The sequence below is a fragment of the Bacillus sp. AG4(2022) genome (assembly GCF_031844465.1).
GTDB classification, from domain to species: domain Bacteria; phylum Bacillota; class Bacilli; order Bacillales; family Cytobacillaceae; genus Bacillus_AB; species Bacillus_AB infantis.
The window spans coordinates 118995-143211 of sequence record NZ_JAUZVH010000003.1 but is presented as its reverse complement, the minus strand read 5'-3'; the positions used below and the strand labels follow the sequence as shown (position 1 = coordinate 143211).

Below are 24217 nucleotides of genomic sequence, written 5' to 3'. Positions count from 1 at the left end.
TTACCTCGTTTATACGTCGATCTCTGCTTATTCTCAAGAAAAGCCCCGTGAATGCTCACAGGGCCTTTTTCCTTCCGATATACAGGGTATCGCCTGCCGACAATCCATACTTCCTTGCTTCCCCAAGGCCGTGATGCTCAGCAAAATCATACTGTTCCACTATAAAGCCTGCAGCTTCAAGTCTGCCCGTAAAATCTTCCTTGCTGTAGAGTCTGACATGGTCACTCTGGCCAAAATACCTCAGCTTATCAGCGGGAGAGGTGATCAAGGGATTCTCAAGGCTTTTCTTCAGATTCAGGCTGATGGGTACCTGCAGAATGCTCCAGCCGCCGGGCTTCAGCACCCGGTAAATCTCGTCCATGGCAGCTTGATCTTCAAGTATATGCTCCAGCACATGGCTGCACAGAATCACATCGAAGCTGCCCTCAGGATAAGGAATGGCCCGAATGTCCATCTGTATGGTTTCTGCATCCGCGGGCATCAGATCCCCCGCCAGATAGTCAACTGTTGAAACTTTGCTGATCCATCGCCGTAAATTCGTTTCAGGGGCGATATGCAGCAGCTTCTGCTTTTTTTCCAGCAGATTTGTTTCCCTTTCGATGTAAAGCCTGTAGAGCCGCTCACGGTCAAGGGAGTGGCAATGAGGGCAGATGGCGGTTTCTTTGTTCCACATTTCATAGATATGGCTGGGAAAGTCGTAAAAATCCGGCCACGGGAAAAATGAGTCAAAGCTTTGATTGCAAAAAGGGCAATGATATGGTGTTTGAGTGTCTGTCATTGTGCATCCTTTCCATTCTTAATGATCCATATTGGAACGCGCGCGCAGTGTAGTATATAAATATGGAAAAGTGAATGGAAGGTTACTATTATGAGGCTTATCCCCATAAAACAGTCAAACTATCCACAAAAGTATATATCTTTCTGAAAAATCACACTTATCCACAGGGTCATTTTTATTGGAAAATGTCTTATCCACAGAAAAAGCCAGGCATATGCCGGGCAATCAGTTTCCGAATTCTTTTTTCATCAGTTCAATATTGCCGTCATGGAAGTCTTTCATGATGCGGGGATACTTATATTCCTCAAACAGTACATAGCTTTCGGCTGCATTCCCTTCAGCCACATATTCCTTCAGTTTTGCAAGATAACCGGCAGAGGAGTGGATGCGGGATGAAATCTCCTCATTGCTGTAGGCCGGCAGTCCGTGCCCGGTCATCATGAGCCGGAAGCTGTGGTCTGCGAGGCTGTCCGCGAATTTTTCCAAAGTGAGCAGATAATCGGTGCTGGAAAAATAAACATAAGGGAACTCTGTATCACAGAGATAGTCTCCTGCGATCAGCAGGTCAAGCGAGGGGATGATGCAGGCAATCCCGCAGTCAGTATGGCCGGGCGTCAGGAAAAATTTAAGCTCTGTCCCGCCGACAGCCAGTGCCTGCCCGTCCTGTGAAATGACGATGTCAGCTCCCGGATAGGAAGGTGCATAGTCCCGGTCGATATAATAGGAATCATCAAATGAGAGGATCTGATCCAGGATTTTTGCCTTCTCCTGGCCGTCTTTTTCATTGAGTGCTTTGCTGCCGATGATGCTTGCATCAGGGAAAGCACCGTGGCCGATAATATGATCATAGTCGGAATGGGTGTACAGGACAAAAATCGGCAGGCTCCCGGCTGCGCGGTATGCATAGGAGCGGATTTCTTCAATCTCGTGGGGAAGCCAGCATGGGTCGATGACGAGTACCAGATCCTCTGTTTGAATGACGGCAGAATTGGTCTTAAACAGGCTGCTTTGGAAAATGGCTGTGTTTTGGTCTTTATGGATGAGCATGGGAATCCTCCTTTGATGGTAATAAAACAAAAGCAGACCCTATAGGCCTGCTGCTTTTCTTACATTTTTCTCAAGTTGCCGAGCTCTTCTACGAGCGCCTGCATTTCGTTGGGGCTGAAAGAATCTTTTTTCATGACAAGATCGTAGATTTCCTTCAGCTCTGTGTACATTTCCTCGTCAAAATGGGACGGCTTGATGGCACCGAGGTTCAGGACCTTCAGCTTTTCTTTGATCTGTTCAATCATATATTCTACATTTTCCGTAGATTTTTCCGATAGGTTCATGGGGGAGTCATCCTCTCATAACGATATCAACAGGCCTTGCCTGTCTTCTTTACTCTTCATCTTTCCATGATAAGAGCGGAATGTCAATCAAATTATAGAGTGGCCTTCCTGCTTATAGTTGCATGAAAGCAGTGAAATAGAAGAAAATGTAGCTAAGGGGGAATGTGATTGTGATTCGCGTTTTGTTTGTGTGCCTCGGCAATATCTGCCGCTCGCCGATGGCAGAAGCCCTGTTCAGGGACCAGGTCAAAAAGGAAGGGCTTGAGCATGCGATTGAGGCTGATTCTGCGGGGACAGGTGACTGGCATATCGGCAAGCCGCCCCATGAAGGAACCAGGAAAATCCTTGAGAAATACAAGGTGAATGCTGCGGGAATGGCCGCACGGCAGATTAAAGCAGCCGACCTGGATGAATTCCAGTGGATCGTGGCGATGGACAGCCAAAACCAGGCAGATATCCGGAGCCTTAAAAAAGGCAATCCTGATGCCAGGGTAGTCAGACTCCTCGACTACAGCGACCTTAGTGATAAAGACGTGCCGGATCCATATTATACCGGCAACTTCGAGGAAGTCTACAGCCTTCTGAAGGAGAGCTGCGAAAGGCTCCTGAAAGATATAAGCATAATTCATCATTTATAAAGTAAAAATGGAAAGAGGGATAAGCATGGGGAAAACGAAATTACTGCAGGGAATGCTGCTTGGTGCGATTGCAGGCGGTGCATTGTCACTATTTGATAAAGAAACACGCCGGGCCGTACTGGAGACAAGCCGCAAAACAGCGGGAAGTGCAGCCTATTACATAAAAAATCCTTCAAAAGCAGCCGAGTCGGTCAAACAGACGGCCAGCTCGATCCGCACGACCATTGAACAGGTAACGGAAGATGTTGCGTTTATCACGGAAAAAGTCGAGGAGCTGAGAGAAGCGACTCCCCAGGTGGTGGACATTGTCCAGGAAACCCGCTCTGCTTTTTCAAAAGAAAGCAAGAAGGCTGCTTTAGCCGAGGATGAGCCATTAAAGAAGACTTCAGCTATCAGTACAGAAGAAGAATGAGCAGAGGAGGGGCTGCAATGAGGCCGGGAATTCCGTATGTATGGAAAAAAATCCACGAAGACGATATCTTTGGCCTCGCAGCCCAGCTGGCCTATTTTTTTCTGCTCTCCCTATTTCCGCTCCTCATCTTCCTCGTCACCCTCATCACCTATCTGCCCGTCAGCCAGGTGGATATCCTCGGCTTCATCAGGGATTATGCGCCAGGCGATACGATGGCGCTGATTGAGTCGAACCTTAACCAGATCGCAGACCGGAGCGGGACGCTTCTGTCTGTCGGGATCATCGGGACCATCTGGTCAGCATCCAATGGAATTCATGCAATTGTTAAAGCCTTCAATCTGGCTTATGAGGTCAAAGAAAGCCGTCCGCTGATCGTGGCGCGCGGCATGGCGATTTTATTGACGTTCGCCATGATATTTGTATTTGTCGTGGCCCTTCTGCTGCCGGTATTCGGGAAGCAGATCGGCGTTTTCCTGTTTTCCGCTTTTGATTTGTCATCCGAATTCCTCTCAGCCTGGAACGCCCTGCGCTGGCTTGTCAGTATCGTCATCCTGTTCATTGTTTTTCTTGTGCTCTACTGGATTGCCCCCAATGTGAAAATGAAATGCATCAGCGCGCTGCCCGGTGCCATTTTTGCCACCGCCGGCTGGATACTTGCCTCACTCGCTTTCTCCTATTATGTTGGCAACTTTGCCAATTATACCGCGGCCTACGGAAGCATCGGCGCCATCATTGTCCTGATGGTCTGGTTCTACCTGACCGGCGTCATCATCATCCTTGGCGGCGAGGTCAACGCCTATGTCAGCAAGCGGAAGAATGGGGATTGCTAGGATACACCCCCTGATATTGCCTTCTTAGAAAAAGGGTGTGATGTTCACACTATAAAAGGGGAACACACCACCATCATCAGGAGGGGAAACACATGGGAAAAGGCAAAACCAAGCAAAAAGGCAAAGACAGCCCGAAGCATAAGACATCGGGATCAGCTAATAAATCGAATGGTTATCATTAATAGTGAGGACGCCCTTTGGGGGCGTTCTTTTTTGGGGTTTGGCGGGGGATTAGTGAAGCTGCCGAGGCGATGGTCGAGCGGGAGTTGCTAATAAAACGGGAAAGTTGCTAATAAAACGGGAAAGTTGCTAATAAAAATGAAAAGTTGCTAATAAAAGGAAAAAGTTGCTAATAAAAATGAAAAGTTGCTAATAAAAGGAAAAAGTTGCTAATAAACCAGAAAACTTGCTAATAAAACCCAAAAGTTGCTAATAACCCAAATATCCACACCCTCACACCGCACAAAATCCCCCCGCCACACCCCAACCCCCGGTTAATCTCCCCAAAAATAGCTAAAACTAAGTCCCGGAGGTGTTCTACATGCAGCAGGAAAGGCTGACTTCATCAGAAATATCAAATATATGGACTCATTATATCCGCGAAACGATGGCGGTCTGCATTACGAAATATATGCTGAAGGGCATAAAAGATAAGGAGATATACGATTTTCTTCAATACGCGCTCGATCTGTCATTTCAGCATATCGATTCGCTCACTGAGCTTTTCAAAAAAGAGAAGTTCCCAATCCCCAAGGGGTTTTCGAAGGAAGATGTGAATATGGATGCACCAGCACTGTTCACAGACGCCTACTGCCTCTTATACATGCACACAATGACGATGCACGGGATGCAGGCGTATGGCCTGGCTTCAAGCGTGTCCATCCGGAAGGACGTCCGCGATTTTTATGGCCGGTGCAATCAGGATACGCACGATCTCTACAACAAAGCGATCGACCTTCTGTCCGAGAAAAATCTGCTCGAAAAACCGCCGCTTTACGCAACGCCCGAAAAACCGGTGTTTGTCCCGGACTTTAAATATGTCACCGATGTGTTCGGGAAAAAGCGGAAAATCAATACCATCGAGGCGGGCAATATCTTTTTCAATCTGCAGAAAAGCTATATCGCGAAAAGCAGCTTTATTGCGTTCAAGCAGGTTTCCCGGGATAGTGATGTGCAAAGGTTCCTGGATAAATGCATCAATAATAAAAACAAGCATATCGCAAGCTTTGCTTCTATGCTTTTAAAAGAAGGACTCCATTCGCCAAGGCCATTCGAGTCGGAGATCACGAACTCGACGACTGCTCCTTTTTCGGAAAAGCTGATGCTGTTTCATTCCGGCTTTTTCTTTGCGGCGGCGATCTCGTATTACGGCGCAGCTGCGGTTGCCTGTATGAGGGCGGATATCGCCGTGCTTGCCGAGAAAGCGATATTGGATGATCTGCTTGTGTATGGAAGCTTCGGCAAGCTGATGATCGAGAAGAATTGGATCGAGCAGCCGCCTGATGCGGATGACCGGAAAGTGCTGGAGCAATAGAAAAAACGCCCGGGCACCATCCCCGAGCGTTTTTTCCTATGACTTCAACAATCTCAAGCTGTTCAGAATGACCAGAATGGTGCTGCCTTCATGCCCAATGACACCGAACGGCAAATCAAGGATCTGCAGGAAGTTCGACGCGATCAGAAGCATGATGACCGTGATGGAAAAAATCACATTCTGCTTGATGATTTTGTTCATCCGCTGAGAGAGGGTGATGGCTTCAGCAATCTTCGGAAGCTCATTTTTCATCAGGACTACATCTGCTGTTTCCAGCGCAACGTCTGTTCCTTCGCCCATGGCAATCCCGACATTGGCAGCGGCGAGGGCCGGGGCGTCATTGATGCCGTCGCCAACCATGGCCACATTTTCGTAGCGCTTCTTCAAATCCTTCAGGTGCTCAACTTTATTGGCCGGCAGGCACTCCGCGATATATTCATCAACCGTGCTTTCGGCGGCAATCGCCTGGGCGGTCTTTTCGCTGTCTCCTGTCAGCATCACCGTGTAGATGCCCTGAGAGTTCAGGGTGCTGATCGCTGCCTTCGTTTCCTCGCGGACAACATCCTTCAGTGCCAGCAGCCCGGCGATCTTGGAGCCATTTTTAATAAAAACAATTGTCTTTCCTTCTCCGGCCAGAGCCAACGCGGCTCCTTCTGCAAACCCTTCCGCTTCTTCACGGCCGATGAAATCAGCTTTGCCGATCTTCCATTCTTCATCCTGCAGCATCGCCTTGACGCCAAACCCGGAGATATCTTCAATGCTTTCCGGGCTCACAAGCGGCTGCTTCAGCTCATTCTTCGCATATTTGACGATGGCCCCTGCAAGCGGGTGATTGGAGTGACTTTCAATCGATGCTGCCGCCAAAAGGATTTCTTCTTCCTCCATATCCCCGCCGACCAGATAATCAGTCACTTCAGGACGGCCCTTCGTCAGGGTGCCGGTTTTATCAAAGGCAATCGCCTTCAGGTGGCCGAGATTCTCCAGATGGACCCCGCCTTTGAACAGGATCCCGCGGCGCGCGCCGTTTGAGATGGCCGATAATGTGGCCGGCATGATGCTTGCGACAAGGGCGCACGGACTGGCGACTACGAGCAGGATCATCGCCCGGTAAAAGGTTTCCGTCCAGCTCCAGCCCAGGAGGTAATGGGGCAGGATCATCATCGCGGCCACTGCAGCAAGCACCACTTTTACATAAGTGCCTTCAAATTTTTCAATAAAAAGCTGGGATGGCGACTTTTCGCTCTGTGCGGTCTGGACAAGCTGGATGATCTTTTGGAAGAGGGTGTCGCTGGCAGGCTTTGTGATTTCGACTGTGATCGAGCCGTTCAGATTGACCGTTCCTGCGAAAACTTCATCGGCATTCGATTTGCTGACGGGGATGGATTCCCCGGTGATGGCGGCTTCATCCAAAGTCGTCGTGCCCTTTAGGATCATCCCGTCTGACGGCACGCGCTCTCCCGGCTTTACGAGGATCTGGTCCCCAATGCTCAGCTCGGAGACATGCACACGCTGTTCTCCGCCATCTGTTAAAAGCAGGGCTTCCTCAGGCTGCAGCTCCATCAGCGATGAAATCTCTTTGTTGCTTTTGTTCATCGTGTACGTTTCCAGTGCGCCGCTGACGGCGAAAATGAAGATCAGGATGGCGCCTTCCGTCCAGTAGCCGATGATGGCCGAGCCGATGGCGGCGAAAATCATCAGCATTTCCACATTCAATTCTTTGTTTTCAATTGTTTCTTCGATGCCTTCCTTGGCTTTCGCAAAGCCGCCGATGACAAAGGCGAGCAGATAGGCGGTGATGGAGGCGGCCCCCATATCATTCCGCGCAAGCAGCCAGCCGGCAAGGATAAGGACCCCGCTCAGGATGGCGGCGATCAGCTCGGCGTGAGGGAGTATTTTTTGGAGCAGGCTTTCCTGTTCTTGCTTCAGTTCTAATAGTGCTTTGGCTTCTGTCGTCATTGGAATTCCCTCCTGGGTTATCGGTTTCTCATTGAGAAGAATAATCAACATCAATACCCCTATAAAACGACGAAAGCTGCCCCCGCCGGAGGATTCTACCTCTTTTGGGGACAGCATTTTCGCATAGGTTTCTAGATTAGTATCGTTATCATATCATAGTCATTTTTATTTAGAAAGGGGGTTAGGGGGAAAAAATAAAAATGGCCTATATTTCTTTTTTACCCAGCCCGCCGAAAGGCAAACCTCATTGGCTCAGCGAATGCTGTTCGTCCCTCTGCCCCGCTCCGCGGTTTGTCAGAACAGCCAGGAAAATCACGAGCAGCATGATGCTGATAATATTGAAGAACGAGATATTCTTGAAAAATTGAATGAAGATCCCGCCCAGATAAGGGCCAGCCAGGCTCCCCAGGCTGAAGGCGATGCCGCAGAGCAGATTGCCGGTCGGCAGCAGATCCTTTGGCATCAGGTCGGTCATATAGCTGATCCCGAGTGAAAAAGTCGAGCCAACCGCCATCCCGGCCAGAAACAGTGTGGCTGTGAGCGCCCAGACAGCTCCTTCCAGAAAGCTCGCCAGGAAAAAGAAGATAGAGCCTGACAGAAGGATGATGGTCAATATCCGCTGCCTGCCCAATTTATCGCTCAAGATCCCAAGCGGAAGCTGGAAGACGATGCCGCCGATTGCAAAGGCAGTCAATAGGACCGAAACGCTTTTCACTTCTAGCCCTATCCGCAGTCCGTAAACCGGGAAGCTGCCGTTCAGGGAAGACTCCAGGAATCCATAGCCGAGCGGCGGAAGGAAGGCGACCCACGCATACTTAAAAGCAGCGGAGAATCGCTTCAATGTATTTTTCATCGAATTGACCTCGATTGTCTGCTCCGGGTAGTCATTTTTTAAAAGGAACAGGAATACCCATGCCACGAGGCAGAGTACCGATGACAGGATGAACGGCAGGGTTTCGTGCACATTGACGAGCGGCGCCATCAGCGGCCCGACCGCAAAGCCGACACCGAAGAACAGTCCGTACAGGGAGATATTCCGGCCGCGCTTGTGTTCCGGCGAGAAGCTGGTGATCCAGGTCTGTGTCCCGAAGTGGAGGGCATGGTCGCCGATTCCGATCAGGAGCCTGAGCACGAACCAGAACCAGAATGATTTCCATAATGGAAACAGCACGAGCGAGACGATGACAAGCAGTCCGCCAAAAATGATGACCGGCTTGTAGCCATACTTCCGGAGAGGCTGCTCCATAAAAGGGGAAACGAGCAGGATGCCGACATAAAGGCCGGTCGCATTCAGGCCGTTCATGCTTGAAGACAGCCCGTCATTTTCAAATATAATCGCAATCAGGGGAAGCAGCATGCCCTGGCTGAACCCCGAGATTGCCACAATGCTGATTAAAATCCAGAAACGCATATTTTCTTTATTCATGTTGTTGGCCTCAGTTTCTAAAAAAAATTCTTTCCAAATTGATGGTAACGGCTCCCCATCGGCTTTGCAAGGAAAAAAGAGCGTATTGTTCATAGCTATGGCAGAAATAGTAGTATAATCACTGCATACAGCAGAAAAGAGGGAGTGGAAACGATGGAATTTACAATGAAGGATGTCGGCTTTTTCACGGAAACGAGCTATGGCAAGCTGGATGTAGCCGGTGATGAAGCGTACGGCTTCAGGCCTTATCAGCTGCTTGTATCCTCAGTGGCGGTCTGCAGCGGCGGCGTGCTCCGCAAAATTTTGGAGAAGCAGAGGATCGATGTGGAGGATATCAAAATCAATGCAGAGGCAGAGAGAGTGGAAGAGGAAGCCAATCGGGTATCGAAGATTTCGGTCCATTTTACGATCACTGGAACAAACCTGAAAGAGGAAAAGATCCAGAAGGCCATGGAGCTGACGCGCAAGAACTGCAGTATGGTTCAGTCTGTCAAGGACAGCATTGAAATCGAAGAAACATTCACATTGGTGGAAGCATAAGAAAAGCAGGGGGGCGGATCCATAGACGGGTCCGCCCCTTTCTTCTATAGTGACAATTCCTCAGGCTCCGCGCCCGCTTTTTCAAAATAGCGGATCAGCGATGGCTCCATTTTCAGGAGCAGATAATCCGGATCGTCAGGGCCGGAGAGCCAGTCCTTCAGCTTTTCGCTCCAGAATTTCTCCTTCAGCTCGCCGGAGTCCTCGAATGAGGCTTTCGCTTCAATTTCACAGTACGGCCCGTCATATCCGCCCTGCTCCACCCCCAGCAGAATATGGACATTTGGATTTTTCTCGATGTCTTCTACTTTATGGGCATCTTTGTCGGTAGCGGCAAAAAGAATCAAATCATCATGGAAAAACAGCATAAAGCGGCTGTACGGCCTGTCATTCCGGATGGATGCCAGTGTGCCGATGCTGTATTTCTCGAACATATCAAGCACCTTCTGCTTTGTGTCTGCCATTGTCATTTCACTCCTTACAATTTTCTTCCCTTTATAATCTGTCATTTTTCCTCTTGTATTATCCGAGCGAAAAAACATCAGGAATGCAATTTGTAAAAGCGGGTATATATGGTGAAGGGCCGCGCCGGGATATTTATCCCCGGTCAGGAAAAGCTGTACATAAGGAGTTTTTTACGCGGCTTCAAAAAATAGAAAGGTGGGGATCGGAAGAATGGTCAATAAGATTTTTATGGTGCTCACCTTTGCGGGTGTGCCATTGTCTGTCATCGGGACGCTTCTGGGCTGGCCGAGTGTTGCACTTTTTATTATCTATTGCTTAACCATCATTGCCCTTGCAAGCTATATGGGCAGGGCGACAGAAAGCCTGGCGATTGTGGCCGGGCCAAGGATCGGCGGACTATTGAACGCGACCTTCGGGAATGCGGTCGAGCTGATCATTTCGATTTTTGCGCTGAGAGAAGGGCTTGTTGAGGTCGTCCTGGCGTCACTCACGGGGTCAGTGCTTGGGAATCTTCTGCTGGTCGCGGGACTCAGCTTTTTTATCGGCGGGGTCAAATATAAGCGCCAGAAATTCAATGTGTATGATGCCAGGCATAATTCAGGCCTGCTGATGTTTGCTGTTGTCGTTGCGTTCGTCATTCCCGAAGTATTTTCCATGACAATGGGAGAAGGAGAGCGGATGACGTTCAGCATCGGGATTTCTGTTATTCTGATTGCTTTATACCTGGCTGCGCTTTTGTTCAAGCTTGTCACTCACCGAGGGGTCTACCAGCCGGCCGGTGAAGAAGGGGCAGCAGCTCAAGCTCATCATGAAGAAGAGCCGGAATGGAGCAAAGGCAAGGCGATCGCGATACTGGCCATTGCGACTGTAGCGGTTGCCTATGTATCGGAAAACCTTGTCCATACCTTTGAAGCGGTCGGCGAGACATTTGGCTGGTCAGAGCTCTTCATCGGGGTTGTCATCGTGGCGATTGTCGGGAATGCGGCCGAGCATGCTTCCGCCATCATCATGGCGTTCAAGAACAAGATGGACATTGCCGTTGAAATTGCCATCGGCTCAACCCTGCAGGTAGCGATGTTCGTCGCACCGGTGCTGGTGATTGCGTCACTGTTTTTCCCAACATCGATGCCGCTCGTCTTTACTTTGCCGGAGCTGATCACGATGGTCACCGCCGTGCTTCTCATGGTCGTCATCTCCAATGACGGGGAAACGAACTGGTTTGAAGGGGCGACGCTCCTCGCAGCCTATATTATTGTGGGCATCGGTTTTTATCTGTTATAAAGGCAGCAAGAGAAGGCTCTGCATTGTGCAGAGCCTTTTTTGTGCTTTCTATTGGCGGTGCTTTTTCTATCATAAGTATCCTTTTGGACGAATATGTTGTAAAAGACAGAAATCATCGCTTGACTCTACCTGCATCTATCACCCGCTTTCATGTCTTGTTGGACAAGCTCTTCATGAACAAATGGATAATAATGAGTGTTTAGCCTCCTTTTGCTGTGATAGAAGCGATTCCTTCAGCCCTCCTTTGCTGTTGTTAAGGTAAGTATAGATTATTTTTATAAAAATGTAAATATTCAGATTTTTACAATTGTGTAACAGTTGGGGGAGTGAATATGAAACTGCTAGTGAGGGTTATTTTTTATGTGGCGGGCCTGGTCATTCTGACATTGGGCATCTGCATTGCCATCCTATCTAATCTCGGGGCAGGTCCTTGGGATGCGCTGAATGCAGGCCTTGCCAGGACAGCCGGGCTTACGATCGGGAGCTGGGTCATCATTATCGGCATCATCCTAATGATGGTCAATGCCTGGCTTTTAAAAGCCAAGCCGGATTATCTGGCGCTATTGACCGTATGCCTGATCGGCTTTATGGTCGACTTTTGGATATTGCGGGTCTTTTCCGGTGTGTACATACTGACTATCTATTTTCAAATCGCCGCGCTGATCATGGGCCTGGCACTCATCGGATTGGGTGCAGCTCTTTACCTGCAGGCAGAGTTTCCCCTCAATCCGATCGACCATTTTATGATGGCCATCAAAGAGCGGTTCGGGGTGAGTCTGATGATGGCGAAAACGATCGGGGAAGCTGGAGCGCTGCTTTTGGCCATCGTTTTCCACGGGCCAGTAGGTGCAGGTACCATCGTTATCGCAGTCCTGATCGGGCCGTTCATCCAATTATTCTTTCCTTACTGCCAGCAGCTGCTAAAAAGATTTTCCGGCACTTAGGATAAATCAGGGGAACTCCGAAAAAACTAAGAGCAGATACAAGGATTTGAAAGGAGTTCCACATCATGAGAAAGTATGTATCTGTTCTAATTATAACTCTTCTTGCCATGCTTTCTTTTTTGCCCGATGCCGGAGCAGAGAAAAAGCAGGACAAGACCGAGCAAAAGCAGCAGCTGAGCATTCCGATTCCCAGTTCAGTCCTGAATATCACAAAGGAAAATACGTATCCCAATCCGGTGCAGGATCAGCCGACACTGCAGCCGAGCGAGCTGACACAGTCGCTGCTTGATACATCCAAGGTCAAGATTGAAAACCCGGACCTGATCAGGATGCTGAATGAGTCTTCTGTCAATAGCACGCCGTTTGCATTCGGCTACAGGGCCATCGTCTATCTTGGGCAGTGGCCGCTCAATTACGAAAGCACCGAAACGGCGCCAAACTGGGAATACCAGAAAATCAACACGAATTATTTTGATAACAGAGGCGGCAAAGCGCCTTATCAGATCCACTATGTCCAGGAAGCCCAGAAGGTCGTGAGGGGCGCACTGACAGCCAAAATTCCGAAAGCCCAGGATGTCCAGAATATGATGCTCCTGAAGGCAATGGAAAAATCGAAGCTGCCGCTCGCTTTTGAAACCGTGATCGGGGCCGGGACGAAAAAGGATCAGGTCTACAATATCCCGCCAAAACGGCTTGGCTATTTATACGGATATGCACCTGCCGTCAATGAGAAGGGAAAAGTCACTTACGGTGAGGTATACCTGATGCTGAAGGGAAGCAAAAGATTCCTCGTCATCAAGAATGTCACCTCCCAGGGAATCGGCGCCTGGATCCCTGTCCAGGACCATATTTCTTTCGGGTTCATGGCATCAGAACGACCGCGTTAATCTTGCGCCGGCTCATGCAGCCGGTGCTTTTTCTATAGGAAGAGACATTTCTTGCATACAGAGCGGGCAGTGTTTTATAATTAAATTATCTTGAATTCGAGATAATTTAAACCCTTTAGCGGGTATAGATAAAAAAGTCTTAATTACGGAGGTCCATCATCATGAACCATTTAAAAGGCATACACCATGTTACAGCGATCACAAGCAGCGCGGAAAAGAATTATGAGTTTTTCACTTTTGTCCTTGGGATGCGGCTGGTCAAGAAAACCGTCAACCAGGACGATATCCAGACCTACCATCTGTTTTTTGCTGATGACAAGGGCAGCCCGGGAACAGATATGACATTCTTTGATTTTCCCGGGATTCCTAAAGGAAGGCACGGCACAAACGAAATCTCCAAAACATCCTTCCGGGTGCCGAATGACGCGGCACTGAATTACTGGGTAGAGCGCTTTGACCGCCTTGATGTGAAGCACACAGGAATCAAAGAGCAATTTGGGAAAAAGACTTTGTCATTCGCAGACTTTGATGACCAGCAATATCAATTGATTTCTGATGAACATAATACCGGTGTCGCTTCCGGCACGCCTTGGCAGAAGGGGCCGATTCCATTGGAGCATGCAATCACCGGTCTCGGGCCGATTTTTGTCCGCATCGCAAACTTCGATTATTTCAAAGAGATGATGGAAAAAGTCCTTCTTTTCAAGGAAATCGGACAGGAGGGCGCCTTCCATCTGTTTGAGGTCGGAGAAGGCGGAAACGGCGCCCAGGTCGTGGTGGAGCATAATGCTGTCCTGCCGCAGGCCATGCAGGGCTTCGGTACCGTCCACCACGCTGCGTTCCGTGTGGAGGACCGGGCTGTACTGGATGAATGGACCGAGCGCCTGCCGCAATTCGGTTTCCAGACGTCCGGCTTTGTGGACCGCTTCTTCTTCCAGTCCCTTTATGCACGGGTGGCACCGCAGATTCTGTTCGAATTTGCCACAGACGGACCAGGCTTCATGGGCGACGAGCCATATGAAACACTGGGCGAAAAGCTGTCATTGCCGCCATTCCTTGAAAACAAGCGCGAGCAGATCGAAAAGCTTGTCCGTCCGATCGACACGGTCAGGAGCACGATCGATTTTACAAAAGAATGATAAGTGGAGCCTTCCTTGGCGGGGAGGCTCTTTTCTCTTTTCGTAAATATTTTTCTGGTATTCATCTTCATTTGATAGGCCGGCAAGCCATAAAATAAGCGGAGATTTTCCCGTTACACTGCAGAACATGGCCTGGTTCGGTGTAAATAAGCGGAAAATTTCCGGTTAAAAGGAGCGAAACTGCCCATTTTCCTGTTTTTTGAGTTGATAGCCGGAATTTCTCCCTCTATTTGAGCCACTTTTGAGAGTTTTTTCAAATTAGGGGGAATTCCTCCGCTTATTTTTCAGCCTGACAAGGATTCCCCTCATTCAGGTCCTGGAAAATCCGCTCTTTTATAGCTGGGCAGTGAAGAAACCGCTGTGTTGTCAGGCACACGATCACAAGTTTTTTTCCCAACTTTTTCTGTCGAAAAAACACTTTCCTGAAAAAGGAAAAGGGAAGGTCCCTAGCGAAGTAAGTAAGCAAATCAAAGGAGCTGGTGAAAATGGAAATCAGATTAGCGGGAACGGCAGATACTGAGGAAGTGTTCTTGGTTTTGAAAGGGGCGGCCCAATGGCTGCATGATCAACATTTTAGTCAATGGAGCTTTCTGCTCAGCGGCGGCGAGGATGGAGAAATCAAGCAGGCGATCCTCGACCGTGAAACCTATGTGCTGTGCGATAAAGGCAAGGTGAAGGCGACCTTCACCCTCTATGAGGGGCCATCAGGCTGGGACCGGCATATTTGGGACGGAGAAGCAGACGGAGCTATTTATCTTCACAGGCTTGCAGTTCATCCTGATAGCATGGGGAATGGACTTGGAAAAAAAGCAGTCGATTGGATCTGCAGGAAGTACAGCGGCACACCGCTGAGACTCGATTGTGTGGGTGACAATGAGAAGCTGAATGCTTATTATCAGGGGCTCGGGTTTGTGCTGAAAGGCGTGACAGACAGCCATTCGCGGTATGAGAAGGCAGGGGCTGAAAAGTGAAGATAGAAGCAGTATTCCTCGACCGGGATGGAACAATCGGCGGGGATGATACCGTGCATTATCCAGGAAAGTTTGAATTATTTCCTTATTCCCGCGAGCTGATTGAGAAATTGAAGGGCAGCGGGTTCAAAGTATTTTCCTTCACGAACCAGCCGGGGATTGCCAGGGGGGAAGCGGCAGCTGAGGAATTTTTTGACGAGCTGCAGGATTTCGGCTTTGATGATGTTTATATTTGCCCCCATGCCCATCATGACGGCTGCAGCTGCCGGAAGCCAGCAGCAGGCATGCTTCTCAGCGCGGCTGAGAAACATCATGTGAATCTGGAGAATTGCGTGGTCATCGGCGACAGATGGAGCGATATGGCGGCGGCATCCAAGACAAAAAGCATGAAGATTCTTGTGAAAACGGGAGCCGGGATAATCACACTGAACGAGCATAGTGACAAACTGAAAGAAATTGAAATTGAGTATATTGCTGAAGATCTGCGGGCTGCGGTTGAGTGGCTGTATCTACAGCAGGGGACTGCTATTCCTACATAGAAGAACCGGGACGGGAGATATTCCCGTCCTTTCGTGCTCAAGCTACAATTCTTTGACTGGAAGGCATACTTCGCACTGATGATTCAATAGCATGGCACCGATGTACCTTTCAAAAGCAGGCCTGTTATCGAGCTGGAATCCGAGGTTATGGAGGGATGGAAGGATTTCTGCCCAGAGTTTCTGAATCTCTTCTTCTTTATGCTGGACCTGGAATACAGCGTATTCTCCGCCAGGAAATTCACCTTCTTCAAGTGATGCGTCCATCCGAAAATCTTCTGGTATGACAATGCAGGCATCATACCGGCAGCATTCAGCTGGTGTTGTCTGCGGATGATCATGGGAAATACCGAGTATGATGGCGGATTCGTCCAGCAGGCTCTTTTCATTTGCCCACAGTTTCAATTCCTCCATCACATGCTGGTTGGCAGGTCCATAAGGGCCGGTCTGGCGTACATAGGCGATTCGATATTCAGGCACCATTTCAGTTTTGAAGTCCATCTTACATTCTCCTCTCTTTCCTGTACTGTCTTTGATGCTAGCATGATATAAAAAAATATTCACAGCTATTTTTTAAAAAATAGATCATTGATAGTGGGATAAAGCCCCGGGCGGAAGGACTATATCTGCGGGAAACTCCGTATATATTATGGACTAATGAATACGAGGTGGAGATATGAAGGCAATTGTATATAAAAAGTACGGTCCTCCAGAAGTCCTTCAGCTGAAAGAAATGGAAAAGCCAGTCCCAAAAGAACATGAGATCCTGATCAAGATCATGGCCACAACAGTCACCGCAGCAGATATCCGGGCGCGGAGCTTTACAGTGCCCCGCTCTGTGGTGCTGCCCGCGCGCCTTGCCCTTGGAATCCGGAAGCCGAAGAAAGCGATATTGGGTGCGGAGCTTGCCGGGGAAGTGGAGGCAGTCGGGAGGAATGTAAAGAAATTCAAGGCAGGCGATTTGGTTTTTGCTGCTTCACTGGAGAATTTCGGCACTTATGCTGAATATATTTGCCTCCAGGAGGACGGGCCTGTGTCAATCAAACCTGCCAGCATCACGTTTGAAGAAGCCGCCGCCATTCCGATCGGCGCGCGGACAGCTTTGTATTTTCTGCAAAGAGCCAATGTCCGGAAGGGCCAGAAGGTATTGGTGTACGGGGCTTCCGGCAGTGTCGGCAGCTATGCCGTACAGATTGCCAGACATTTGGGAGCAGAGGTTGATGCTGTCTGCAGCGGTCAAAATCTTGAATGGGTAAAATCTCTTGGGGCAGGCAGGGTCCTGGATTATCGTTCAGGGAACCTCCCAGTGGCGGACGGTGCCTATGATCTGATATTCGAAGCAGTGAACAAAAGTTCTTTTAAAGATTGCATGAAGTGGCTGAAAAAAGGCGGCACCTATATAAATGTCACAGAGCCGCTCCCCAGCGCGCAAATGCTGTGGGCTAAATGGAAGGGCGGCACGAAAATACTGCTGAGCCGCAATGCGCCGGAAACACCTGAAGCCTTAGACTATTTAGGAGAAATGGCGGCGGCGGGAAAGCTTAAGGTGAAAATTGACCGAAGCTATAGGTTAGATGAAATAGTTGATGCCCATCGGTATGTTGATGGCGGGCATAAGAAGGGGAATGTGGCGGTGGTAGTGAGCCGGGACGAAGAGAGGGCAGGGCCTGATGCGGCTAGCTTTGATTAAGGAAGAGTATGCTGGAAACAAGAAACCCCTCTCTAAAAAAGAAAGGGGTTTTTCACGCAGAACTCAATCATCATTATAAAATTTTTCCAATTATAAGTCTATATATTATTTCTCTCTTCATTAAAATAAAGCATATAGTGCCTATTAAAATAAATAGAGGGTGACGTTATGCTATTTGATCAATCTCCTTATCAGTGCCGGGTGGAATGGGGAAAGCGGGGCGCGCGTGAGGCTGCTGCCCGGGGCGATATTGTCATTATAGTCGATGTTCTTTCATTTTCATCGACTGTAGTTTCGGCAGCGGCTGTTGGTGCCGAGGTTTTTCCGTTTCCTCCGGATCAGGATGGGCGGAAATATGCGGAGAGAGTGGGTGCTGACTATATCTTTGGGAGGGCGGAGGCGGCGAAGCTGGGGAAGCCGACATTGTCTCCTGTTTCTTTCAGTGAAGAGCATGCCGGGAAAAAATATGTGCTGATTTCCCAGAATGGCGCCTATTGCACCTGGATCGGTGCTAAGGCGACGGCCGTCCTTGCAGGGTCACTGCTCAATGCATCAGCCGCTGCAGCTTCGGCTAATATACTGCAAAAGCAGCTTGGCGCCGGAATCACGATCATCCCGTGCGGAGAAAAATGGGCTGATGCCGGGGAGCATGAAGATGCTCTCAGGCCAGCAGTAGAGGATTATTTAGGAGCCGGTGCTATCCTCTCTTATTTGGACGGAGAAAAATCCCCAGAGGCAGCGGTATGCGAAGGAGCTTTTCAGGCGGCTCAGCCTAAGCTGGCAGAATACTTATGGGAATGCGGCAGCGGCAGGGAGCTGCGTGCGCGCGGGTTTGAACAGGATGTGATTTATTGCAGCAGACTGAATAGGATGGATGCAGTCCCGATTTTGAAAGAAAATCGTTTTGTGCCTTCAAGGTAAGCTATGTGATTCATAGCCCAGGGCCTTTATAAAGAAATGATAACTGACCAAGACAATTTCTTCGGGCAAAATAGACACAAAGAACGGCAGCAGCGGCTGCCAAAAGAACAAAAGAAGAGGGCTGAAAATCATGCTACCGGAAGTGATTGTTTTTGCTGTGCTCGCCATTATTCTTTTTTCACTGAGAAAATACTTTAAATTTGAAAAAACAGTTAAATGGGGCTTTACATTCAAAAAGTCGGGCCGTGCTGTGAGTGCAGCGTATAAAACGTTTACCGGCTCCGAGTTTTATATATTCACATTCAAAAAGGGAGCTGAGCTCACACTATCCTATGAGGTGACAGTCGAAGAGGGAGAACTGACGATTGAATGGAATGATGGAAGAAAAATCACCTGGAGCAAAACACTTAAAGAAAGCGGACGGGGAACTTTTACAGCAGTTGCTTCAAGCCGGCTTCATGGCATTAATTTAGTTGGTGCTGCTACTAAAGGCAGCTGCCGGGTGGATTTCAGTGAAAAGAGAAATTGAATCTAATATGGTAGAACAAAAATGCTCAGAACACAGCGCTCTGAGCTTTTTTCAATCCTTCTCATCTGTATAAATCCGTAATGCACCAATGACAAACACAACCGGAAGAATCACCACACCCAATCGGAAAGGGCCGATGTCCAGTGTCATGAGCAATATAAAAACGGGCAGTCCAATCATGATAAACAGTGACATGAATTTAGTGTAGCGGATTGCCGCCCGCGAAACTTCCGGTTCCTCGGTATACATCCATCTCTGCCCCTTAAGCACACTTTCTTCGGGGTTAAAATAAGTCCAAAGCAGAAAGCCATATACAGGAATCATCAATACAATGAAGAGATATGCTTCAACCATAAGAGGCCTCCCAAGTATGTCTTACTATTCATACGGGCGGCCTCCTGGAAAAGTTCCACATTATATCCGTGAAGTGTTTTTCTGAAAATCAATATCCTTATAATAGCTGTTCTTCACCAATACATTCGGGCCGAGGCATTTCACGGCTGGGCAGTGGCAGTTGAGCTCGCCAGCGAGCTTTGTTTCCTGCCAGCTGTTAAAGATGTCAGGGAGGGCATCCCTCTGGATATTGCCAAGCGCAGGGGTGTCGCCGAAGTCGGTTACGATGACATCGCCTGTGAAAATATTGACGTTGAGCCGGGATCGGCCGTCCGGGTCATTGCGGACGGTGACATTTTTGCTGCTGTACAAGCGCTTCAGGAGCTCCAGGTCCTCGTCGCTCGTGCTGCACGGATAAAACGGGAGGGTGCCGAACAGCATCCAGGTGTTTTCGTCCCTCACATCAAGGAGGTGGTGGATTGCCTTCCTGATTTCATCAAGATACAAAGTTTCCAGTGATGAAGCAAAATCTGATGGGTACATAGGGTGAATCTCATGCCTCTGGCACTTCATTTCCTCAGTAATCTGTTTATGTATGCTTTCCAGATAGGGGAGGGTACGCTTGTTGAGCATGGTTTCCGCAGACACCATGACACCGGCATCGACCAGGGCGCGGCTGTTTTCGATCATCCGGTGGAACAGCCTGACGCGCTGCTCTCTTGTCGGCTTCCGTTCCATCATCGCGAAGCCGCCTTCAATGAAGTCCTCTTCTGTTCCCCAGTTATGGGAAATATGCAGCACATCCAGGTAAGGGGCGATCAGCTCGTATCTGTCCATATCCAGTGTCAGATTGCTGTTGATCTGGGTGCGGACGCCGCGCTCGGATGCATATTTGAGAAGTGGCAGCACATAATTCTCCACTGATTTTTTTGAAAGCATCGGTTCTCCGCCTGTGATGCTGATTGAGCGGAGGGCAGGGATTTCCTCAAGCCGCTTCAGCAGCAGGGGGAGGGGCAGGGCATTCGGGTCCTTCGGCTGCAGTGTATAGCCGACGGCGCAATGCTCGCATCTCATGTTGCAGAGAACTGTAGTTGTAAATTCAATATTGGTTAATGTCAGCTTGTTATATTGTTCCATATCCATATAAGCTTCCCATGGATCATGGCTCGGTGTAATGCTTGTTTTTTCAATAATCATGCGGTATCTCCTTCTAAAAATGTCCTTAATCATTACTATGCCGTGAAGCCTATGTCAATGATTTTTTGCGTCCCTCTGAAAAATCATAGTTTATGAATCTCTCAAAATGGGAAATAACCTAGTAATGATAGCATAAATCAAGAGGAGGAATGCAAGATGGCACAGCAATTTGGCAGTACGAATACGAATTCTGAAAATACTGGAACGAGCGCGGGTGTATCTGTACCAGGAACTGGAACAAGCGCGGAATCAAGAACAGGTACAAGCTCAAACACAGGCATGTCAACAAGCGTGAACCCTGACACTTCGAGCACCAATTCAGGTACAGGCTCAAACTTTAGTTCAGGTACAAGCTCAAGCTCAAGTTCAAGCTTCAGCTCAGGCTCAAATTCAAGCAACCACTATGGTTCAACGAATGACAACAGCAAGCTCCTGAAAGGGATTGTGCTTGGCGGGATTGTCGGTGGAGCCCTTGCCCTGCTCGATACTTCAACACGCAACAAAGTGATGGGCACTGCGACTGACCTGAAAGATTCTTCTATGAAAATGTTCAATGAAGTAAAGGAAAACCCTGGTGAAGCCAAGGATAATATGATCAGCCAATTCAAGTCTGCATCTTCGACTTTGAAAGAAGCAATCAGTGATGCCCAGAAGCTGTACGAGCGCGTTAATAATGACGTATTCGGAAAAGTGAATGAGTTTAAGGGCATGTCAGGTGATGCGAAGTCTAACTTCCAAGACGCGAAAAGCGGTCTCATGGACGCAAAGGACGATTTGATGGATATCGGCAGTAAGGTAAAAGATGCCGGCTCTGAACTGGTTGAAAGCCCAGTGGGCGGTTCAGGCTCATCTGACAGCACAAGCTCGTCAAACAGCTCTGACAGCTCATCCTCAACTTCAAACAGCAGCAAGTCAAACACTTCAAGCACAACTGGCTCAAATGGAACAACTGCGTTCTCAAGTGATTCCAGCAAGAGCACAGCAACTGCAACTCCATCTACTCAAAAGAACAGCAAAAACCTTTAATAGATTATATCATCCAGGGGCGGCATCAATCAGATGCCGCCTTTTTGTGCGTGAATTACATTATCTGGCCACGCTGGAAACTTCTTAACTGCCGCTCTTCGTTTCTCTTTTGAAGAGAAGGGGTATTGATTGATACAAGAGTAAAGCCAATTGTACTGGAGGAATATAGATGATGTTTCGCAAAGGCAAGAACATGACAGCGGAGGATGAAAAAACTTCACATGAAAGGGAGAGTGCAGAAGGAACGAAAGCGATGGTGGCGGCGCCGCATCATGTGGCAGCCGATATCGGCGAGAAGATTTTAAAACAAGGCGGAAACGCGGTTGACGCGGTCATCGCCATTCAATTTGCCCTTAATGTCGTTGAGCCGATGATGACAGGCATCGGCGGCAGCGGCTTCATGATGGTCTATGACAACGAGAAGAAGGATACCAAAATCTACGACGGCCACACAAGAGCGCCTAAAGCGGCACATCCGAAAATGTTCCTCGATGAAAACGGCGAGGTCATCCCGTTCCGTGAACGGAGCACACATGCCACAGCAGTCGGGGTTCCCGGCATTCTGAAGGCGATGGATGAAGCCCTTAAAGCGCATGGAACCATGAAGCTGGCAGACCTCATCCAGCCGGCAATCGAAATTGCGGAAGAAGGAATTGAAGTCAACTGGGTGCTTGCTGAAGCGCTCGAGAATTTCCACTACCGCCTCGGCCAGCATGCGAAGGATTTCTTTATGCCCGAAGGAAAAGCCCTGAAGGAAGGCGACATTCTGGTAAAAAAGAAGCTGGCCAACACATTCAGGACCCTGCAGGAAAAAGGGGTTGAGGCTTTTTATGAAGGAGAAATTGCCGAAGCTATCATAGGGGCATTGGATGATCTCGACGGTTTTATGACAATGGACGATCTGAAAAATTACCGCGTGACGGTTGATGAGCCGATCTGGGGCGAATACCGCGGCTATAAGATCGCTTCTTCAGCGCCTCCAAGCGCCGGCGGACTGACAGTGATCCAGATTCTCAAGCTTCTTGAAAAATTTGACCTCAAGCAATATGGTCCGAAATCATGGGAAAAGTATTATCTGTTCACAGAGGCCATGAGGATTGCTTTTTCCGATAAAATCGCCTTCAACACGGATCCGGAGTTCGAGGATATGCCGATCAAGGGCCTTCTTCACGATGACTATATAAAAGAGCGCCAGAAGCTGATCAATTTTGAAAGAAGAAATGACGCGGTTGATTTCGGCAATCCGTGGAAATATGAAGACGGCGAGCCGAAAAAGGTAATCCGCCAGCCGGATGATCTGGAAAAGAGCGAAACGACGCACTTTACCGTCCGCGACCAGTGGGGCAATATTGCCGCTGTCACTTCGACGGTTGAGCATCCATTTGGTTCAGGGATCTTCGTGCCGAACCATGGCTTTATGCTGAATAATGAGCTGACAGACTTTGATGCCAATCCTGGCGGCATCAACGAGGTAGAACCTGAAAAGCGTCCGGTCAGCTGTAAAAGTCCTACGATTCTTTTCAAGGACGGTGAACCGGTCCTTACCCTCGGATCACCGGGCGGACCGACGATCATCGCATCTGTCTTCCAGACGATTGTCAATGTCATCGACTTTGGTATGGATCTGAAGGATGCTGTTGAAGAGCCGCGCATTTTCGCAGCCACCGGCCCGCTTGTTGAATGGGAGCCGGGAATCAGTATGGAAGCGAAGGGTGAATTGGAGTCCCGCGGCTATGAATTCGGGGACAACCCGAGCCGGATCGGGAACGTCCAGGCTATTAAAATTGATAAAGAAGCAGGCAAGCTTTACGGTGCGGCTGATTCAAGCCGAGAAGGAAAAGCAGTCGGGCTGGAATAATAAAAAACAGGCTGCCTTTCCCGGCAGCCTGTTTTTCTGTTATTTTTTGCTGATGTTCTGCAGGGTGGAGGATCCCTCTTTATCCGACTTCTTAATGACTGAAAAAGATCCGTCGGACTCGAGCACAACCGCTTCTGCTTGTTCAAGCGAGGAGAGGCCCTGGCTTCTTGCCGCCTGGAGGATTTCCACTTCAAGCACACGCTCCTTCTTCATTTCATCGTGAAGATAGCTGCCTTTATAGTACAATAGCGTCGGATTCGATTTAATCAGCTTGCTTACTGTCTTGCTATGGACAGAGGTCCAGGCCACCAGGTATTGAAGCCCGATGAGGACACAAAAGGCGACAAACCCTTCTGCCAATGCCACTTTTTTATTCAACAGAATTGTGGCGAGCGTTGAACCAAGTGCAACCGTCACAATCAGGTCGAAGGCATTCATCTTGGACAGGGTCCGCTTTCCTGAAATACGGAGCACCAGAATAAGCAGAAGATAGCTGCATATCCCGACAATCACCGTTCTGTATATATTATCCCAGCTGTTAAAAAACATCATATACCTCCCAGGAGTCTTTACTTAGCCTTTTTCCTCCCAGATTGCCGCTGAAACATCCAGGAGGTTTGGGATATACTAAAAACCGTCAGCATTTGCGAAAAATCGATATTTCCGTTAAAGTAAAAAGAGCATTTCGGGTGCCTGTGACAGGCGCCGGTATGAAAGGAGAGATTGCTTTGGGCAGTCCAATACAAGATAAAAACCAGCAGGTTACATTCCTGAAGCACCGCTTAAATATGTTCATGGATGTCCTCGATGCGATAGATCCAGAGGACACAGAGCTTGAAGACATAGACCGTCTGATCGAGATGATCGACGAACTGGAATCTAAGTGTAAAGAATTTAATAACCGCGAAGAGTAGGAGGGAGCCCTGGTTTGGGGGCTCTTTTTGTTTTAGGCTGTGCGGCTGTCAGGTGGCTGGTCGCAAAAAAAGGTTGAAGGCCGC

Annotated in this window: 27 protein-coding genes; 17 read left to right on the top strand and 10 right to left on the bottom strand. The window is 48.8% G+C overall.

All coding sequences use genetic code 11. The features are described 5' to 3' along the window. Positions 1-55: 55 nt before the first annotated feature. The 3 genes from Q9R36_RS09595 to Q9R36_RS09585 all read right to left on the bottom strand — a co-directional run bounded on the left by Q9R36_RS09595 (position 56) and on the right by Q9R36_RS09585 (position 2109). On the bottom strand, positions 56-778 hold the full coding sequence (locus Q9R36_RS09595; RefSeq protein ID WP_311225030.1) for a class I SAM-dependent methyltransferase: 723 nt from the start codon (positions 776-778) through the stop codon (positions 56-58). A 225-nt stretch (positions 779-1003) separates the two neighbouring features. After that, the gene (locus tag Q9R36_RS09590) at positions 1004-1825 is read right to left on the bottom strand and encodes an MBL fold metallo-hydrolase (protein ID WP_311225029.1); all 822 of its coding nucleotides are present in this window, start codon (positions 1823-1825) and stop codon (positions 1004-1006) included. Between the two features lie 59 nt (positions 1826-1884). Further along, on the bottom strand, positions 1885-2109 hold the full coding sequence (locus Q9R36_RS09585; protein ID WP_094769334.1) for a DUF1128 domain-containing protein: 225 nt from the start codon (positions 2107-2109) through the stop codon (positions 1885-1887). A gap of 170 nt (positions 2110-2279) precedes the next feature. On the opposite strand from Q9R36_RS09585, the gene Q9R36_RS09580 reads away from it, so the two are divergent. The 4 genes from Q9R36_RS09580 (at position 2280) to Q9R36_RS09565 (ending at position 5523) form a co-directional block, all read left to right on the top strand. Continuing rightward, positions 2280-2747, top strand: coding sequence for a low molecular weight protein-tyrosine-phosphatase (locus Q9R36_RS09580; protein ID WP_311225028.1), 468 nt, complete (start codon positions 2280-2282; stop codon positions 2745-2747). 25 nt (positions 2748-2772) lie between these two features. Continuing rightward, entirely contained in the window at positions 2773-3159 is a 387-nt protein-coding gene (locus Q9R36_RS09575) for a YtxH domain-containing protein (protein ID WP_311225027.1), read from the top strand. 17 nt (positions 3160-3176) lie between these two features. Then, positions 3177-3989, top strand: a complete 813-nt coding sequence (locus Q9R36_RS09570; RefSeq protein ID WP_022543383.1) for a YihY/virulence factor BrkB family protein — start codon at positions 3177-3179, stop codon at positions 3987-3989. A gap of 541 nt (positions 3990-4530) precedes the next feature. Then, positions 4531-5523, top strand: coding sequence for a DUF3231 family protein (locus tag Q9R36_RS09565; RefSeq protein WP_101551226.1), 993 nt, complete (start codon positions 4531-4533; stop codon positions 5521-5523). A 36-nt stretch (positions 5524-5559) separates the two neighbouring features. Here the strand turns inward: Q9R36_RS09565 and Q9R36_RS09560 are convergent, their stop codons facing one another. Together Q9R36_RS09560 and Q9R36_RS09555 are read right to left on the bottom strand one after the other, a co-directional pair. Beyond that, positions 5560-7479 carry a heavy metal translocating P-type ATPase gene (locus tag Q9R36_RS09560; RefSeq protein ID WP_311225026.1) on the bottom strand — a complete coding sequence of 640 codons (1920 nt, stop codon included), beginning with the start codon at positions 7477-7479 and terminating at the stop codon, positions 5560-5562. Between the two features lie 244 nt (positions 7480-7723). Then, a complete protein-coding gene (locus Q9R36_RS09555; RefSeq protein WP_311225025.1) occupies positions 7724-8905 on the bottom strand; it encodes an MFS transporter in 1182 nt (393 codons plus the stop codon). Positions 8906-9058: 153 nt separating this feature from the next. Between Q9R36_RS09555 and Q9R36_RS09550 the strand changes: the two genes are divergently transcribed. Then, a complete protein-coding gene (locus Q9R36_RS09550) occupies positions 9059-9445 on the top strand; it encodes an OsmC family protein (RefSeq protein ID WP_148950496.1) in 387 nt (128 codons plus the stop codon). Between the two features lie 44 nt (positions 9446-9489). Here Q9R36_RS09550 and Q9R36_RS09545 read toward each other — a convergent pair whose 3' ends face one another. Continuing rightward, positions 9490-9951, bottom strand: coding sequence for a pyridoxamine 5'-phosphate oxidase family protein (locus tag Q9R36_RS09545; protein WP_022543386.1), 462 nt, complete (start codon positions 9949-9951; stop codon positions 9490-9492). 166 nt (positions 9952-10117) lie between these two features. Here Q9R36_RS09545 and cax point away from each other — a divergent pair, with 166 nt between their 5' ends. From cax to Q9R36_RS09515, 6 genes are all read left to right on the top strand, one after another. Beyond that, entirely contained in the window at positions 10118-11188 is a 1071-nt protein-coding gene (gene cax, locus Q9R36_RS09540; protein WP_022543387.1) for a calcium/proton exchanger, read from the top strand. Positions 11189-11520: 332 nt separating this feature from the next. Continuing rightward, on the top strand, positions 11521-12132 hold the full coding sequence (locus Q9R36_RS09535) for a YczE/YyaS/YitT family protein (RefSeq protein WP_009792115.1): 612 nt from the start codon (positions 11521-11523) through the stop codon (positions 12130-12132). Between the two features lie 65 nt (positions 12133-12197). Then, positions 12198-13019: a YfkD famly protein gene (locus tag Q9R36_RS09530; protein WP_022543388.1), complete on the top strand. Its 822-nt coding sequence runs from the start codon at positions 12198-12200 to the stop codon at positions 13017-13019. 161 nt (positions 13020-13180) lie between these two features. After that, positions 13181-14158, top strand: a complete 978-nt coding sequence (locus Q9R36_RS09525) for a ring-cleaving dioxygenase (RefSeq protein ID WP_129613725.1) — start codon at positions 13181-13183, stop codon at positions 14156-14158. Positions 14159-14643: 485 nt separating this feature from the next. Continuing rightward, positions 14644-15129 carry a GNAT family N-acetyltransferase gene (locus tag Q9R36_RS09520; RefSeq protein WP_311225024.1) on the top strand — a complete coding sequence of 162 codons (486 nt, stop codon included), beginning with the start codon at positions 14644-14646 and terminating at the stop codon, positions 15127-15129. Further along, the gene (locus tag Q9R36_RS09515) at positions 15126-15668 is read left to right on the top strand and encodes an HAD-IIIA family hydrolase (protein WP_009792108.1); all 543 of its coding nucleotides are present in this window, start codon (positions 15126-15128) and stop codon (positions 15666-15668) included. The genes Q9R36_RS09520 and Q9R36_RS09515 overlap by 4 nt, the downstream gene beginning before the upstream one ends. Before the next feature lie 42 nt (positions 15669-15710). Here Q9R36_RS09515 and Q9R36_RS09510 read toward each other — a convergent pair whose 3' ends face one another. Then, a complete protein-coding gene (locus tag Q9R36_RS09510) occupies positions 15711-16166 on the bottom strand; it encodes an AraC family transcriptional regulator (RefSeq protein WP_311225023.1) in 456 nt (151 codons plus the stop codon). A 175-nt stretch (positions 16167-16341) separates the two neighbouring features. Here Q9R36_RS09510 and Q9R36_RS09505 point away from each other — a divergent pair, with 175 nt between their 5' ends. The 3 genes from Q9R36_RS09505 (at position 16342) to Q9R36_RS09495 (ending at position 18805) form a co-directional block, all read left to right on the top strand. Then, positions 16342-17355, top strand: a complete 1014-nt coding sequence (locus Q9R36_RS09505; RefSeq protein ID WP_311225022.1) for an NAD(P)-dependent alcohol dehydrogenase — start codon at positions 16342-16344, stop codon at positions 17353-17355. A gap of 168 nt (positions 17356-17523) precedes the next feature. Continuing rightward, positions 17524-18276 carry a 2-phosphosulfolactate phosphatase gene (locus Q9R36_RS09500; RefSeq protein WP_311225021.1) on the top strand — a complete coding sequence of 251 codons (753 nt, stop codon included), beginning with the start codon at positions 17524-17526 and terminating at the stop codon, positions 18274-18276. Positions 18277-18406: 130 nt separating this feature from the next. Beyond that, complete coding sequence (locus tag Q9R36_RS09495) at positions 18407-18805, top strand: hypothetical protein (RefSeq protein WP_311225020.1); 399 nt, start codon at positions 18407-18409, stop codon at positions 18803-18805. Positions 18806-18856: 51 nt separating this feature from the next. On the opposite strand, the gene Q9R36_RS09490 is transcribed toward Q9R36_RS09495, so the two are convergent. Together Q9R36_RS09490 and yfkAB are read right to left on the bottom strand one after the other, a co-directional pair. Then, a complete protein-coding gene (locus tag Q9R36_RS09490) occupies positions 18857-19159 on the bottom strand; it encodes a hypothetical protein (protein WP_311225019.1) in 303 nt (100 codons plus the stop codon). Between the two features lie 60 nt (positions 19160-19219). Next, positions 19220-20335, bottom strand: coding sequence for a radical SAM/CxCxxxxC motif protein YfkAB (gene yfkAB / locus Q9R36_RS09485; protein WP_311225018.1), 1116 nt, complete (start codon positions 20333-20335; stop codon positions 19220-19222). Between the two features lie 156 nt (positions 20336-20491). Here yfkAB and Q9R36_RS09480 point away from each other — a divergent pair, with 156 nt between their 5' ends. Further along, positions 20492-21361 (top strand): hypothetical protein, encoded by an 870-nt coding sequence (locus Q9R36_RS09480; RefSeq protein ID WP_148950491.1) that lies wholly within the window; start codon positions 20492-20494, stop codon positions 21359-21361. Between the two features lie 169 nt (positions 21362-21530). Beyond that, entirely contained in the window at positions 21531-23219 is a 1689-nt protein-coding gene (ggt, locus tag Q9R36_RS09475; protein ID WP_311225017.1) for a gamma-glutamyltransferase, read from the top strand. 39 nt (positions 23220-23258) lie between these two features. Here the strand turns inward: ggt and Q9R36_RS09470 are convergent, their stop codons facing one another. Continuing rightward, entirely contained in the window at positions 23259-23768 is a 510-nt protein-coding gene (locus tag Q9R36_RS09470) for a DUF421 domain-containing protein (protein ID WP_483861648.1), read from the bottom strand. Between the two features lie 179 nt (positions 23769-23947). On the opposite strand from Q9R36_RS09470, the gene Q9R36_RS09465 reads away from it, so the two are divergent. Further along, positions 23948-24133, top strand: a complete 186-nt coding sequence (locus Q9R36_RS09465) for an SE1561 family protein (RefSeq protein WP_009792096.1) — start codon at positions 23948-23950, stop codon at positions 24131-24133. Positions 24134-24217: the final 84 nt, after the last annotated feature.

What these genes read in the sequence shown, in the direction of transcription:
- Q9R36_RS09595 (WP_311225030.1), bottom strand. Translation starts at nt 778, where the DNA reads ATGACAGACACTCAAACACCATATCATTGCCCTTTTTGCAATCAAAGC.
- Q9R36_RS09590 (WP_311225029.1), bottom strand. Translation starts at nt 1,825, where the DNA reads ATGCTCATCCATAAAGACCAAAACACAGCCATTTTCCAAAGCAGCCTG.
- Q9R36_RS09585 (WP_094769334.1), bottom strand. Translation starts at nt 2,109, where the DNA reads ATGAACCTATCGGAAAAATCTACGGAAAATGTAGAATATATGATTGAA.
- Q9R36_RS09575 (WP_311225027.1), top strand. Translation starts at nt 2,773, where the DNA reads ATGGGGAAAACGAAATTACTGCAGGGAATGCTGCTTGGTGCGATTGCA.
- Q9R36_RS09570 (WP_022543383.1), top strand. Translation starts at nt 3,177, where the DNA reads ATGAGGCCGGGAATTCCGTATGTATGGAAAAAAATCCACGAAGACGAT.
- Q9R36_RS09565 (WP_101551226.1), top strand. Translation starts at nt 4,531, where the DNA reads ATGCAGCAGGAAAGGCTGACTTCATCAGAAATATCAAATATATGGACT.
- Q9R36_RS09560 (WP_311225026.1), bottom strand. Translation starts at nt 7,479, where the DNA reads ATGACGACAGAAGCCAAAGCACTATTAGAACTGAAGCAAGAACAGGAA.
- Q9R36_RS09555 (WP_311225025.1), bottom strand. Translation starts at nt 8,905, where the DNA reads ATGAATAAAGAAAATATGCGTTTCTGGATTTTAATCAGCATTGTGGCA.
- Q9R36_RS09550 (WP_148950496.1), top strand. Translation starts at nt 9,059, where the DNA reads ATGGAATTTACAATGAAGGATGTCGGCTTTTTCACGGAAACGAGCTAT.
- Q9R36_RS09545 (WP_022543386.1), bottom strand. Translation starts at nt 9,951, where the DNA reads ATGACAGATTATAAAGGGAAGAAAATTGTAAGGAGTGAAATGACAATG.
- cax (WP_022543387.1), top strand. Translation starts at nt 10,118, where the DNA reads ATGGTCAATAAGATTTTTATGGTGCTCACCTTTGCGGGTGTGCCATTG.
- Q9R36_RS09535 (WP_009792115.1), top strand. Translation starts at nt 11,521, where the DNA reads ATGAAACTGCTAGTGAGGGTTATTTTTTATGTGGCGGGCCTGGTCATT.
- Q9R36_RS09530 (WP_022543388.1), top strand. Translation starts at nt 12,198, where the DNA reads ATGAGAAAGTATGTATCTGTTCTAATTATAACTCTTCTTGCCATGCTT.
- Q9R36_RS09525 (WP_129613725.1), top strand. Translation starts at nt 13,181, where the DNA reads ATGAACCATTTAAAAGGCATACACCATGTTACAGCGATCACAAGCAGC.
- Q9R36_RS09520 (WP_311225024.1), top strand. Translation starts at nt 14,644, where the DNA reads ATGGAAATCAGATTAGCGGGAACGGCAGATACTGAGGAAGTGTTCTTG.
- Q9R36_RS09510 (WP_311225023.1), bottom strand. Translation starts at nt 16,166, where the DNA reads ATGGACTTCAAAACTGAAATGGTGCCTGAATATCGAATCGCCTATGTA.
- Q9R36_RS09505 (WP_311225022.1), top strand. Translation starts at nt 16,342, where the DNA reads ATGAAGGCAATTGTATATAAAAAGTACGGTCCTCCAGAAGTCCTTCAG.
- Q9R36_RS09500 (WP_311225021.1), top strand. Translation starts at nt 17,524, where the DNA reads ATGCTATTTGATCAATCTCCTTATCAGTGCCGGGTGGAATGGGGAAAG.
- Q9R36_RS09495 (WP_311225020.1), top strand. Translation starts at nt 18,407, where the DNA reads ATGCTACCGGAAGTGATTGTTTTTGCTGTGCTCGCCATTATTCTTTTT.
- Q9R36_RS09490 (WP_311225019.1), bottom strand. Translation starts at nt 19,159, where the DNA reads ATGGTTGAAGCATATCTCTTCATTGTATTGATGATTCCTGTATATGGC.
- yfkAB (WP_311225018.1), bottom strand. Translation starts at nt 20,335, where the DNA reads ATGATTATTGAAAAAACAAGCATTACACCGAGCCATGATCCATGGGAA.
- Q9R36_RS09480 (WP_148950491.1), top strand. Translation starts at nt 20,492, where the DNA reads ATGGCACAGCAATTTGGCAGTACGAATACGAATTCTGAAAATACTGGA.
- ggt (WP_311225017.1), top strand. Translation starts at nt 21,531, where the DNA reads ATGATGTTTCGCAAAGGCAAGAACATGACAGCGGAGGATGAAAAAACT.
- Q9R36_RS09470 (WP_483861648.1), bottom strand. Translation starts at nt 23,768, where the DNA reads ATGTTTTTTAACAGCTGGGATAATATATACAGAACGGTGATTGTCGGG.